The sequence below is a fragment of the Thalassoglobus sp. genome (genome assembly GCF_048270125.1).
In the GTDB taxonomy this organism is placed as follows: Bacteria; Planctomycetota; Planctomycetia; order Planctomycetales; family Planctomycetaceae; genus Thalassoglobus.
On the sequence record NZ_JBLWTN010000006.1, the window covers coordinates 85,289 to 99,378 of the forward strand.

General features: G+C 50.0%; 10 protein-coding genes. 3 read left to right on the forward strand and 7 right to left on the reverse strand.

Annotation, left to right across the window (positions count from 1 at the left end; translation table 11 throughout):
• Window positions 1-39 precede the first annotated feature (39 nt).
• From ACN0YR_RS09445 to ACN0YR_RS09475, 7 genes are all read right to left on the reverse strand, one after another.
• Window positions 40-756: a polyprenol monophosphomannose synthase gene (locus ACN0YR_RS09445; RefSeq protein WP_417848962.1), complete on the reverse strand. Its 717-nt coding sequence runs from the start codon at window positions 754-756 to the stop codon at window positions 40-42.
• A 139-nt stretch (window positions 757-895) separates the two neighbouring features.
• Window positions 896-2,008 (reverse strand): GTP-binding protein, encoded by a 1,113-nt coding sequence (locus tag ACN0YR_RS09450; protein WP_417848963.1) that lies wholly within the window; start codon window positions 2,006-2,008, stop codon window positions 896-898.
• 87 nt (window positions 2,009-2,095) lie between these two features.
• Window positions 2,096-3,520, reverse strand: a complete 1,425-nt coding sequence (locus ACN0YR_RS09455; protein ID WP_417848964.1) for a DUF1501 domain-containing protein — start codon at window positions 3,518-3,520, stop codon at window positions 2,096-2,098.
• A 99-nt stretch (window positions 3,521-3,619) separates the two neighbouring features.
• A complete protein-coding gene (locus ACN0YR_RS09460; RefSeq protein WP_417848965.1) occupies window positions 3,620-4,093 on the reverse strand; it encodes a 3-hydroxyacyl-ACP dehydratase FabZ family protein in 474 nt (157 codons plus the stop codon).
• Window positions 4,094-4,206: 113 nt separating this feature from the next.
• Window positions 4,207-4,596, reverse strand: a complete 390-nt coding sequence (locus tag ACN0YR_RS09465; RefSeq protein WP_417848966.1) for an acyl carrier protein — start codon at window positions 4,594-4,596, stop codon at window positions 4,207-4,209.
• Window positions 4,597-5,029: 433 nt separating this feature from the next.
• A complete protein-coding gene (gene fabG / locus ACN0YR_RS09470; protein WP_417848967.1) occupies window positions 5,030-5,785 on the reverse strand; it encodes a 3-oxoacyl-[acyl-carrier-protein] reductase in 756 nt (251 codons plus the stop codon).
• Window positions 5,786-5,905: 120 nt separating this feature from the next.
• On the reverse strand, window positions 5,906-6,397 hold the full coding sequence (locus ACN0YR_RS09475; RefSeq protein WP_417848968.1) for a 3-hydroxyacyl-ACP dehydratase FabZ family protein: 492 nt from the start codon (window positions 6,395-6,397) through the stop codon (window positions 5,906-5,908).
• Between the two features lie 411 nt (window positions 6,398-6,808).
• On the opposite strand from ACN0YR_RS09475, the gene ACN0YR_RS09480 reads away from it, so the two are divergent.
• The 3 genes from ACN0YR_RS09480 to ACN0YR_RS09490 all read left to right on the forward strand — a co-directional run bounded on the left by ACN0YR_RS09480 (window position 6,809) and on the right by ACN0YR_RS09490 (window position 14,042).
• Window positions 6,809-7,735 (forward strand): TIM barrel protein, encoded by a 927-nt coding sequence (locus tag ACN0YR_RS09480; RefSeq protein ID WP_417848969.1) that lies wholly within the window; start codon window positions 6,809-6,811, stop codon window positions 7,733-7,735.
• Window positions 7,728-8,693, forward strand: a complete 966-nt coding sequence (locus tag ACN0YR_RS09485) for an ROK family protein (protein WP_417848970.1) — start codon at window positions 7,728-7,730, stop codon at window positions 8,691-8,693. Before ACN0YR_RS09480 ends, ACN0YR_RS09485 begins: the two co-directional genes overlap by 8 nt.
• A 174-nt stretch (window positions 8,694-8,867) precedes the next feature.
• Window positions 8,868-14,042, forward strand: coding sequence for a PVC-type heme-binding CxxCH protein (locus tag ACN0YR_RS09490; RefSeq protein WP_417848971.1), 5,175 nt, complete (start codon window positions 8,868-8,870; stop codon window positions 14,040-14,042).
• Window positions 14,043-14,090: the final 48 nt, after the last annotated feature.

Here is a 14,090-nt window from a genome sequence, read left to right on the forward strand (position 1 = left end):
GCAGAATCAATTCGCCAACTCTTCACAAGACTGCAAAGACTACTTGGTCGATTGATTCGGCAAACGTAATTTCATGATCACCCAACCTGCTGAGACAGCTTCTTTCCAGTTGATTTTGGTGACCCCAAATCGTCGTTCCTCGAATTTAATCGGAACTTCGGTAAAGGTCGCATTCACTTTGCGGAGCCGGTACAAGATTTCTTCCTGAAACGCATACCCCTTGGCTTGAGACTTCGACCAGTCAAACTCTGCCAGTTTGCTCACTCTGTAACAACGAAAGCTGCCGCTATTGTCTTTCGTTTTTAACCCCAAAAGAGTCCGGGCATAAAAGTTGATCCCTCGGCTCATAAAGTGCCGCTTCGGTCCCCAGCCAACAATTTCTCCGCCAGCAACATACCTGGACCCAATCACACAATCAAAATTCGCTGCCTGCTCAACCATTGCAGGAATAAACCGGGGAGGATGTGAGAAATCCGCATCAAGATTGAGAAGCAAGTCGTAATTGCTTTCAATTCCGAACTGAAAAGCGCGAACAGTCGCGGTCCCTAAACCGAGTTTCCCTTCTCGATGGATCACATGAATTTTCGGATTCTGAGCCGCGAGTGAGTCAACATATTCGCCGGTCCCATCCGGGGAATTATCATCGACAACCAGGATCGATGCTTCGGGAGCATACTTGAAAATTTCAGGAATGAGTTCTTCAAGGTTCTCACGCTCGTTATATGTACAAAGCGTGATCAGCAATGACTGAGACATTTTCAAGCAAGCCGTTTCGTTCTAAAGCAAATCCAGGGCTGGTTTTTATGTTCTGCCGCGTGGCAAGCAATCTATAAAGTCGTAAAAGTGATCTTCACGTGCATGACAAACATTAAAATGCTCCATGAAGTTGTGATCTCTATTCGCGTCCCGGAGTTGCGAACCGATGCGTCGGAACTGGTCGCCCTGGGCGGAAACGTTGTGTTTGACGGAACTCCGCAGTGAGATTGAATTCTTTTGCGACCGCGCTCACGGCCTCGTTCACGAAGTCTTCTAGCAATTCAGGATCGCAGGCAACTCGTGCATTGACGATCACTTCCGCTTGCTTAACGTTGCATTTGGACGGGAGAGAAAGTTCGGCTTGTGTCTGGCTGCTGATCAGGTTGGCGACTCCGAAGAATCCTTCCCAAAGACCAATCACTTTGAGATGAGCCGGTTCGAGTTCGGCGCTCAAAAGATGTGACTGCAAGTGTTGAACAACTCCTAGAAGTGCTTGATCCAGATCAAAAGATTCGTCGGACCGGAGCGTCAGACTGCTGTTAAGCCAGCCGAGTTCGGCCTCCCCGTCGGCGTAAATATCGTAATCGATATCTAAAATCTTATGGCCGAATTCACCTTGTTGCGTCAGGAATTCCACCAGCTCATCGAATCCTTCCCCCGTTTTTGCGGACATGCGAATCAACGGAGTCTCTTCGAATTGCTCTTTGCAAAGTGATGTGATTTCGTCGACTTCTTCCGGGGTGAGTTCATCAATCCGATTGATCAGAATGACATCGGCTTCTTCGAGCTGTTTTTTGAGAATGTACTCTGCCTTGGGGGAGAACCCACGCCCTTGTTCATTCTTCAGAATACGAACTCCGTGGCTGGGCTTGAGGATCACAGGATACGGAGCGATTTCGAATTCGGCATCAAAGAGCTGTTTGATCGGTTGAATGACTGTTGCGACCAAATCGGTGCAAGAACCGACCGGTTCTGCAAGGATGATGTCGGGACGCTCCTCCGCGGAGAGGTTGCCCATCGTGTCGATCAATTCATTGAAGTTACAACAGAAGCAGGCCCCTGCAACCTCACCCACTTCGAACCCCTGGCTGCGAAGCGTGTTCGTGTCGACCAGATCAGTTGCCTGATCATTCGTCACGATGCCGACATTCAATCCTTCTTCACGGTAATGAGCAGCCAACCGACCGAGAGTGGTTGTCTTCCCAGCACCTAAAAAACCGCCGACCATAATGTAGCGAATTCGATGAGTCATGTTTGCTCGTAGTCTATGGCTAAGAGGGAGAATCGATGATGGGGCTGATTATAGCACGCATCTGACCAGCTTTCATTTCCGGTCACTTCACGCGATGAGGTCGTGTGCAACGTGTCCTTCGACATCCGTCAGGCGGAAATCTCGACCGGCGTGCCGATAAGTCAGCCGTTCGTGGTCGAGCCCCAGCAGATGCAGGATTGTGGCGTGAAGGTCGTGCATGTGGATTTTGTTTTCGACGGCTTCATGCCCGAACTCATCGGTCGCTCCGTACTTGAATGCCTGTTTGACTCCACCACCAGCCAGGAAGTGCGTAAACCCTTTCGGATTGTGATCGCGGCCATCGGCCCCTTGCGAGAATGGATTTCGTCCGAATTCTCCGCCCCACCAAACGAGCGTATCTTCGAGAAGGCCACGTTTTTTCAAGTCGATCAATAATCCTGCAACGGGTTGATCGGTTGCTTTCGCATGGATTGCGTGACGTTCAATTTTGCTGTGCTGATCCCAACGTGGATTCGATCCATTGTCGCTGTAATTCACCTGAACGAAACGGACCCCCTTCTCTGCCATGCGTCGCGCCATTAAACATTGCCGCCCGAAGTCTTCTGTCTCTTTTTGGTCGATCCCATACAGCTTCATCGTTGACTCGGACTCTTCCGATAAATCGAGAAGTTGCGGAGCGTGCATCTGCATTCTCCAAGCGAGTTCATAAGAAGAGATGACTGCTTCAAGCTCGGAATCTTGCCGCCCCCCCAGTTGCGATGCATTCAATTCTCGCAAAAGTTGAAACTGCTTCTCCTGGACTGGCTGCTCAAAATATGGGTTTTGAATGTGTCGGAACTTCACCTGGTGGCTTGGCTGTTCCGCTCGTCCAATGGCAGTTCCTTGATAGCAGGCTGGCAAAAAGGAATTCGCGTAATTTCTTGGTCCTCCATTGGCTGCCGATGGTGATATCGTCACAAACCCAGGAAGGTTGTTGTTCTCGGTGCCGAGGCCATAGTTGATCCACGCCCCCATTGAAGGACGGATCAGATTGAGTGCTCCTGTGTGCAGAAACAGCGTACTCGGTCCGTGTGCGACTCCATTGGTATGCATGCTATGCACAAAACAGAGATCATCAACGCGCTGTCCAATGTGTGGAAACAGGTCTGAAACCGCGTGTCCCGTCTCGCCGTATCGACGAAATTTCCACTGCGACTTCATCAAGGTTTCTTGAGCGCCCGAATTCCCTCGCGCCATTTTTCTGGCATCCCGAAATTCAAACTTCTCTCCGTGATGCTTTTCCAGAATCGGCTTATAATCAAAGCTGTCGACCTGACTGGGGCCACCTTGCATGAAGATAAAGATGACCCGCTTCGCCTTCGCAGGAAACATCGGTTGCCTGGCCGCCAGCGGGTTCTCACTAGCAACAGCTTGAGAATCAGACTCTGCGGAAGCAAGCCCGTGAAATGCGAGCGAACCAAACCCACATGCTGTGGATGCAAGCCAGTTTCTTCGGTTCAGCAAATTCATCATGTGTTCAGACCGCTGCTTGACAAAGTTGAGACACATTCAAGTTAGCACATATATCCTCGTCTTGCGAGATGCTTTGCTTTCTCCACTCGAACCTTCAAGTTAGTCAGAGAGATTCGTCTCAGCCAATAATCCGGCGAGCCCGATTTCGACGACATTCTTTTGATCGACTCCGCCCGGAACTCCGGCATCTTCAGGACTCAGGTGAGCAAAGACGATTTCGGCCTCTGCCACGAGTTCTTCCTGGCAATGTGCCGTCACCGAAGTCATGCCCCCTTCGTCGCGGGCATCAGTGAGGGTGGCGGTATAAATTAATTGGTCCCCCGGACGTACTGGCCGATGTGATTTGAACTTTGGAACTTTGGCAAGAAAGACGAGGTATTTGAACTTGTGGCTTTCACCTAACAAAATTCCTCCGGTCTGGGCCATTCCTTCAATAATGAGCGAACAAGGCATGACCGGGAACCCGGGGAAATGGTCGTGCAAGTGCTCTTCAGCAAGTGAAACATTTTTCACCGACTTCGCCTGTTTTCCACTTTCGAATTCGATGAATTTGTCGATCCAGAACCAGCGCATTAAATTTTCCTTCAGCGATTGAAGCCAACTTTCACAGGCCCCGAATATACGAAAATCCGACTGCACAAAACATCGTGCAACCGGATTCGATTGTCAATTTGCAACCAACAAGCTTAACCGTCGAGTTTGCTGCCGATGAACTTGCAAAGCATGTCAACGGTATACAGGTTTTGAACGTTTTCGACTTTTGGATCTTTCGCGAATTTGTCGATGTCTGCGTGAGGAAGTTTTGTTCGCATCGCGGCGATTCCCTCAGCGTTGATCTTGCCGTCTTCGACATATCCGGCATCTGCGGACATCAGATCTTCTGGGAAAAGTTCCGCACGAGGGATCTTGAGTTCGAATGCTTTTTCCAAACGGAAAACAATGTCCAGAAAGTCGATGGACTCTGCTCCAAGGTCACCGACGAGAGTTGCCTCTGGAGTCACTTCGTCGTCATCGACGCCAAGTGCGTCTTCCAGAACCTCTTGAATTTTTTCGAAGATTTCTTCTTGATCAGCCATTTCCACGAGCTCCGATAGTAAGTTGTTGAGAGACAGTCATGACGTGATGACCGATGTTACCCACAAGGTGATCGACGTCGATGTTCTCTCGTAAATCAAGTCTGTTGATTCGAAACAATTCCGAATCTCTCCTCACCGACAAATCCAACCATGTCTATTCGATGACGACGGCGAGGAACGTCACGAACTTCATCACTGTATGAAGAATGAAAACTGTATGAAAACTGAAAGGATTCTGACACTTGTATCGACTACGCAACTGTCGAGTCCAAGAGAGAGAACTCAACCGAAAGCGGAATTTCTTCCCAATCGGCTATTTTACCGGTTCCTCTCAACACAACTTTTGAGAGCGACGCATTTGATTGGGTCAATTTTCGCCAAGTCCGGTATTGCTTGCAACATCAGTCTTAATGAAGCATTTTTCTGACTAATTCTAGAAACCACCTAAAGTCAGGCCACCATCGACAGTTAAGACGTGCCCGGTAATGTAACTGGCTTCTTCGCTGGCCAGGAAGAGGACTGCATTGGCAATATCTTCCGGCAAACCAAGACGGCGAACCGAGATTCGCTTCTTAATTTCACCTTCAGCGGCATTTCTGACCGCTTCTGTCATGTCAGTCTCGATAAATCCGGGAGCAACTGCGTTCACGGTCACGTTTCGACGTCCGACTTCTGTTGCGAGGCAGCGAGTCAGTCCCTGAATTCCGCCTTTACTGGCTGCATAGTTGACTTGTCCCTGATTTCCAAACTCGGCAGCTACGCTCGAAATACTGACGATTCGACCGTATCGCTGGGACATCATTTGTCGCATGACTGATTGTGCGAAGTTGTAAACCCCGGTCAGGTTTGTGTCGATCACGCTTTGCCAGGCATCTTTTTCCATGATGGCGAGCAGACCATCCTTGATGATTCCGGCGTTGTTCACGAGGATGTCGAGCCGTTCCCACTTATTGACGACCTCTTCGACGATGCGTTCTGCATCTTCTTTACTCGCGACATCACCTTGAATTGCGAACACTTCCAGACCAGCGTCTGAGAGTTCGGAGACCATCGCGTCTGCTGATTCTTTACTGGAACGATAGACAAAGGCAACTTTAGCGCCCGCTTTAGCGAGTGTTTCGACGATGCTTTTGCCAATTCCTCGGCTTCCACCTGTGACCAGAGCAACGCGCCCCTCTAAATTTAACATATCAGTCTTTCAAATATTTTGAGGTTCTGCGATGGCTCCCATCGCCGTAAGTTATCTTCCCAATTCCACAAACATCGAATGATAATTCGAGTCTCGTGCCATCTTAACTGAAATTAAAAACTAAGATTTCACAGATTCAGCTTGTGGATAAAGCACGTTGAAGAGAGTTTTCATAGATTCCGTTTGCACTGCATCACCCGAGGCAATACTCGGATATTCGTCGGCTAAATTGAACTGCTTCAGAATCAACTTCGCTGTGATAACGTTCGTTTCACCAACATTTCCGCTCGCTTTGAACGTCCACGTCGAATCGTCGTTTTTCTTTTGCAGCTTGCTATGAATAGTGATCGTATCACCCGGCTTTACGAAGCTGTTGAATTTCACAGCTTTTGCCTCGTCCAACAAAACCGTACTGTAGCGAAAGTCTTCGGAATACCGCATCAACCAAGCACTGGTTTGCACAAGAGCTTCCACCATAAGAACCCCTGGCATCACAGGAAATCCGGGAAAGTGATCCTGCAGGTATTCCTCAGCCAGAGTCAGGTTTTTGGCAGCTGTGATCGACTCACCTGCCTTGAGTTCAGTAATTTGGTCAATCAGTGAAAACCGCATTTGCTGCTTTACAATTATGGGAATCCAGAAGAACAATACATCCTGACCAAGAGGTGGAAAGACTTCCATTCATTAAGAAATTCCTCCATGCTTGATGTGTCGAGTCTGCGCGCAACTACACCGAACACGTCTCCCAGCGATTGCGTCACTATAGAAAACCGGTTCAACAGTGACAACCACTTTCAAGTGTTCAAATGACTCTCATTGACAATTTCCCGCGGGTGAGACAGCAAGATTTGACAATTCGTTAGTAAATGCTCATTGTAAAGAGCTCGCCCACATTCACAAACTCTTTTGCACCTCTCCGAAGTGGAATCATCTCTACGTTTGAGAGCTCAAATCATTGAGAGGTTCAACGTTTGCGAAACCAGTTTCAGGTTTTTGGATCAGTTCAATTCGTTTGGGATTCTCATGACTTCAACGACACTCCATCGACGTCAGTTCTTACAAACAACCGCCGCCATCGGGGCATCAGCATTGTTGCCAACTCTCGGGTTGGCAGCTGAAAAAAGCCCACTTTTCAAGATCTCCGTCGCGCAGTGGTCACTTCATAAGGCGCTCTTTGCCAAGAAGATTGACAACCTCGACTTTGCCCAGATTGCCAAAGACGAATTTGGCATCGATGCAATCGAATACGTTAATCAGTTCTTCAAGGACAAAGCCAAAGACACGAAGTATCTCGCTGAAATGAACAAGCGAGCTGCTGACCATGGGGTGAAAAACCTGTTAATCATGGTTGATGGAGAAGGCCAACTGGGAGCCCGAGAGAAAGAGAAACGTGCTCAAACAGTTGAAAACCACAAGAAGTGGGTCGAAGCAGCAGCGAAACTGGGATGTCATGCAATTCGAGTGAACGCAGCCAGTAGTGGAACTTACGAAGAACAAATTGAATTGGCTGCCGACGGTCTCAATCAATTGACTCAATACGCAGAGACGCATGAGTTAAGAGTGATCGTTGAAAACCATGGCGGATACTCCTCGGACGGAGCATGGCTTGCCGAAGTGATGAGGCGAGTCGATCATCCACACTGCGGAACTCTCCCAGACTTCGGTAACTTCAGAGTTAAAGGGAATTCATGGTATGACCGTTACGAAGGGGTCAAAGAGTTGATGCCGTACGCCTTTGCGGTGAGTGCCAAGTCCCATGATTTCGATGAGAATGGAAACGAAACTCGAACCGACTACAACCGCATGATGGACATTGTTCTCGATGCGGGATACCGCGGTTATGTTGGAATCGAGTACGAAGGTTCTGCCCTGGATGAGTATGCAGGAATCAAAGCAACCAAAAAACTTCTTGAACGGACACGCAACGAACTGACACAAGTCTATGGTTAAGCTCTACGCAGGAGTCGATGTTGGCGGCACATCGATCAAGTGCGCGCTGGGAACAAGTGACGGGACGCTCCTCAAAGAAGGAGCGATTCCTACAGACTCGCATGAAGGTCCGGATGATGTTCTACGCCGCATCGGAGAACACATTAACGCCCTGGTGAGCGAAGTGGGTGGAGATTCCGTAACAGCGCTCGGGATGGGATTGCCCGGTCTGGTGGATGTCCATCAAGGCATTACGCGATACCTGCCGAACATGACGACGCATTGGCGAGATGTTCCCGCTGCTGCGAAACTGTCAGCGATTGTCGATTGTCCCGTTCGTCTGCTAAACGATGTGCGAACTGCTACTCTCGGCGAGCTCACATTCGGGCGAGGAAAGTCCGTGGACACGATGGCGTTCATCGCAATCGGAACCGGCATCGGCGGTGGAATTGTGATTGACGGGAAGCTGCGACTGGGACCTATGGGAGCAGCAGGAGAAATCGGACACCAAACAATTGACCGGACCGGTCCGTTGTGTGGATGTGGAAACCATGGGTGCCTCGAAACACTGGCGAGTGGAACTGCTTTGACCGCTGAAGGTGTCCGCTTAATGTTGATGGGTCTCGCTCCCAATTTGCATGAGCTCGTCAATGGCGATCCTGGTGAAATTTCTGTAGAGCTCATGGGACAGGTTGCAAGTCAAGATGATCCCGTACGCGATGCAATCCTCAACGCCGCAGCCGACATTGCCATCGGTGTCGCCAACATCATCACGACAATTCACCCGGAACTGATCGTCATAGGTGGAGGTGTCGCGAATCTGGGGGCACTCCTTCTTGATCGGATTCGTCAAGATGTTGAAGACCGAGTGGGACGCCTGTTCCCCGTTGATGACATCCGCATCGAGCGTTCACTACTGAAAGAAAAAGCTGGCGTGCTTGGTGCTGTTGCCTTGGGAATTCATGGGCTTCCAGCTTGATCCCCGGGAAATATTCGTCGAACTTTAGAGACGTCTGACAATTCGGACTGTCGAGTAGGCGCAGAGCGAGTGGGTCTCCTAGAATGCCCACCTGAAATCAACACTTGAACATATTTCCTCGGCAATCAATTTTCTTAGGTTGCTGAGACGCAACTTGAAATGAAGAGGTTGTCGATGATTCGGACACTTTTTTTGTCGCTGGTGATGACCGGTCTCCTATGGGGGACCACTCATGCTCAGGAAGAGGGATTCCGTCCAATCTTTGATGGAGAATCTCTCGCTGGCTGGAAAGGTGAAGAAGGTCGATGGGTCGTCAAGGATGGAGCGATCGTCGGTGAAACGACACCAGAAACCCCGCTAGCCCACAACACATTTCTTGTTTGGGATCAGGGCGAAGTCGATGACTTCGAACTCCGGTTGCAGTTTCGAATTTCCGGGTCAGACAAAGCCAACAGTGGCATTCAGTTCCGTGGATCTCAACGTGAAGATGGTCACGTCATCGGCTATCAGGCCGACATCGACATCGCTGGAGCCTGGATCGGCTCACTGTACGATGAAGCAACAGGCCGAGGACCTCTCGCAAAACGAGGGAACAAATCGGTCATTGGCGAGGATGGAAAACCGCAACCAGAGCAAGTTGCGGATCCGGCTGAACTCTTCAAAAAAATTGACCTCGATGGCTGGAACGAATACTCGATCACCGCACGTGGCAATCACATCACATTGAAAATCAATGGCGATGTCACAGCTGAAGTTCTTGACAATGATCCAAATGGACTGGATCGCTCCGGGATTCTGGCATTGCAACTGCATACCGGCCCGCCGATGAAAATCGAATTCAAGAACATACGCTTAAAGCGATTCCCCTTGAAAGATGGTTGGAAGAAAGTTGTCTTCGTCGCGGGAACTCCCAGCCACGGATACTTCTCACACGAACACAACGCCGGTTGTAAATTACTCGCGAAAAAGCTGACTGAATCTGGTCAAAAAATCATTTCAGCAGTTTACACCAATGGCTGGCCGAAAGATCCGACAGCCTTCGATAACGCCGATACTGTTGTCTCGTACTGTGATGGCGGCGGGCGGCATTATCTCAACAACAACCTGGAGCAGTTTCAACGCCTGGTTGATGATCGCGGTGTTGGACTGGTTTGCCTTCACTATGCAGTCGAGACCGTCACTGGCGATCCCGGAAACAGTTTCCTGAAATGGATCGGTGGGTTCTTCGAAGTCGACTGGTCTGTCAATCCACACTGGGATGCGAAGTTTGACAATCTTCCGGACCACCCGATCACCAATGGTGTCGAACCATTTGAAATCAGAGATGAGTGGTATTACCACATGCGGTTCGTTCCGGAGATGAAAGGGGTCACTCCCATCCTCAGCGACTTACCACCGCGTGAAAGTTTGAATCGCCCAGATGGACATCACTCCGGAAATCCACATGTCCGGGCAGCTGTGATGGAACGTAAAGAGCCTCAACATGTTGCCTGGGCGTATGACCGCCCTGATGGGAAAGGGCGCGGCTTCGGCTTTACTGGAGGGCACTTCCATAAAAACTGGGCGAACGACAGCTTCCGAAAGGTTGTCTTAAACGCCATCCTCTGGACGGCCAATGCAGACGTTCCAAAAGAGGGAGTCAACTCGCCAACACCAACACAAGAAGAACTGGAAGCCAACCAGGATTTTCCGCAACCCGGAGCAAAAAAAAAGTCCGCAAACAGCAATAATGCCAAACCGGCTCCCGCAGAAAAATTGAAAGGCACAGGGACCAAGCCTGTCGCCTCTTCGAAGATTGTGACTTCGAAAACTCCGGGGCATGCTGAGTCAATCGAAGCGGACATCACCGGAGCCAAAAAACTTTTCCTGGTCGTCACTGATGGCGGTAACGGCTTCAGCTGCGACTGGGCGGACTGGGCTGAACCTCGGTTGACTCATCCGAACAAGTCCAAACAGGCTCGTGCTGAGAGCGACAAAAACGTTGAAGTTGCTATCGATGATGAAGTTGTGATGGACCTCACAACACTCAAATGGGAGTCAGCAGTCAGCGATTGGGGAAAGGTCCAAGTTGGCAAAAATGCCGAGGGTGGCGCTCTCAAGATCAACGGAAAAGCGGTCTCAACCGGCATCGGTGTCCATGCGAATTCGATTATCGAATACAACCTGCCTGAAGGCCATCAGTTCACAAAATTCAAATCTCGCGTCGGTCTTGATAACGGCGGAACTGACCAGGCAGGCGGAGCAAGTTCGAGCGTCCAGTTCCACGTCTTCACCGAACGACCGAGCAAGAGTTTTCTGGCACAGGCCTCCGGGGGCGAAAGTTCTCTCGCTACCGCAAATCACGAATCTGGCGATGCTGTCGAACAATTAAAAGTTCACGATCAGCTGGAAGCAACCCTCTTTGCCTCAGAGCCAATGATGTCGAACCCGGCATCGATCGACATCGATCACCTCGGACGCGTCTGGGTTTGCGAGGCGATTAACTATCGTGCTTTTCGCAATAAAGACATCATTGGAGATCGCCCTGAAGGGGACCGTATCCTGGTTCTCGAAGATACAAACGGCGACGCGAAAGCAGATAAATCGACAGTCTTCTATCAAGGCCACGATGTCGACTCTGCTCACGGAATTCTGATCCTCCCAACGCCCAACGGAAAAGGACTGCGTGCACTTGTCTCTGCGCTGGACTCCGTCTTCTTCCTGATTGATGACGATGGAGATTTAAAATCGGACCGCAAGGAAATTCTCTTTACTGGAATTTCAGGCGCGCAACATGACCACGGAATCCATGCATTTCATTTCGGCCCGGACGGAAAGCTCTATTTCAACTTCGGAAACGCTGGAAAGCAGATCAAAGACAAAGATGGCAAACCAATCATCGACCTGGCTGGGAATGAAGTCAACGACACTCGCAAACCATATCAAGAAGGTATGGTCTTCCGCTGTAATCTTGATGGCAGCGAGTTCGAAACGCTCGGTTGGAACTTCCGAAACAACTGGGAAGTTTGTGTCGATTCATTCGGAACAATGTGGCAATCTGATAACGACGACGACGGCAACCGTGGAGTCCGCATCAACTATGTCATGGAATATGGCAATTACGGATACAAAGACGAATTTACCGGAGCGGGCTGGAAGGAACCACGTACTGGCTGGGAAGAGGAAATTCCTCTTCGCCACTGGCACTTGAACGACCCGGGTGTTGTGCCGAATCTGCTGCAAACCGGACAAGGTGCACCGACAGGAATCTGTCTGTACGAAGGAGAATTGCTGCCGGAAATTTTCCACGGTCAACCGATTCACTGTGACGCTGGACCAAACATTTGCCGAGCATACATCACCAAGCGAGATGGAGCCGGATACACTGCAGAAGCAGTCGACATCCTCGATGGAGCTTCCAATAAATGGTTCCGACCTTCGGATGTCTGTGTCGCTCCGGATGGTTCCATTCTCGTCGCAGACTGGTACGACCCCGGAGTTGGTGGACACCGGATGCAGGATGCAAAACGTGGCCGAATTTTCCGGGTGGTCCCCAAAGGAAAAGGGCTCGCGAACAAATATTCCTCTTCGAAGCTCGACCTTTCAACCCCTGAAGGTGCCGTAGAAGCACTCAGTTCCCCCAACATGTCTCGACGTTACCTCGGCTGGACTGCACTGATGGGAATGGGACAAGAGGCCATTCCAGCATTGAAGGTGATGCTGGAGTCAGACAAACCCTATCTGAGAGCGCGTGCTTTATGGGCAATCGGAAAGCTGAACATCAACGCTGATGAGCGTTTAGCTTTCATTCTGGCTGCGATGAATGACAATGAAAATCTGGATCAACAAATCACAGCGGCCCGGTTGGCACGTCAACTTCTGAACGAAATTCCGGTCGATCGATATACCGGGAAAGTCACTATTGATGATCTAAATCCTGCCTTGGCTCGTGAAGTCTTGATTTCAATGCGGGCCACTGAGTTGCCTGACGAAGCGGAACTGTGGGCAAAACTCGCGTTGAAATATGACGGCAAGGACCGATGGTATCTTGAAGCCTTGGGTATTGCAGCAAATGGACAATGGGACGAATGTCTTTCCAAGTGGCTCGACAAGGGAGGCGATCCGACCTCGCCAGCGGGCCGCGAGATTGTCTGGAGATCCCGTGCAAGCCGGACCCCTGAACTTCTTGCTGATCTTATTACCAATCCCAACACACCAACTGGCGATTTGCCACGGCTCTTCAGATCACTCGACTTCCAAAACAGTGATGCGAAACAAGATGTCGTTTTAGACCTTGCATTCAAAGAAATTTCCGGAGTCGACGCGAAAGATGTTGCTTTCATCCATGCTGAAGCACTCAACCGCCTGAAAGGATTTGATCTGGCATCAAAACCAAAATACATGGCAGCCTTGAAGACTACGCTGGACGCCAACGAAGGAACGACGCAATTCATTCAACTCGTCGATAAATTCAACGTTGCAGACCGTTACCCGGCTCTGCTGAAAATGGCACTGGCGAATCCGAATTCGCAAATCGCCGTCGAAGCAGTCACAACGCTGTACAACAAGAAACAGCACAAACTGGTCAGAGAATCTCTCGCGAGCGATAATCGTGAAGTGGTCGAGAACACACTTGCAGCTCTTTCGACAGCTGCCAGTGGACACAGCAATGGCCCATTGTTAGAAGTTGTCAAAGATGGCTCACGACCGATTTGGGCACGCCGCGGAGCGGTGAAAGCACTCGGAGCTTCACTCCCAGGAGCCAAGGCTCTTCTGGAAATGGCTCAGAAAAATGAGTACTCACCTCAAATCAAGGATGCCATCGCCGTCACTCTCAATGGTGCACAGTGGAAAATCATTAACGAGCCTGCCTCGAAACTCTTCCCCCCTCCTCCAGGGAAAGAAAACAAACCGATTCCTGCAATTTCGCAGCTCATTGAAATGAAGGGAAACTTGCCAAACGGACGAGTGATTTTCAACACCACCGGAACATGTAACAAGTGTCACAAGGTGAATGGAATCGGTCAGGAAGTTGGCCCGGACCTTTCAGAGATCGGAAAGAAGCTGAGCCGGCCAGCCATGTTTGAATCGATCCTGTACCCCTCAGCCGGGATCAGCCACAACTACGAAAACTGGTTAGTCATCACCGACGATGGACTGAGCTTCAGTGGACTGCTGTTGAGTGAGACTGACGAGGAAATCAAAATCAAAGATGAAAAAGGAATCGTCCGGACAATCAAGGCATCAGCAGTAGAAGCGAAGAAGAAGCAAGACATCTCGCTCATGCCCGCCGACCTTCAAAAACTGCTCACAGTTCAGGAACTCGTCGATACCGTTGAATACCTGCAGTCATTGAAGCAGAAACAGTAGAGCTTCAATTTCCTCGGTCGTTCTTGACGTTTCAAAAATCTCTTTCAC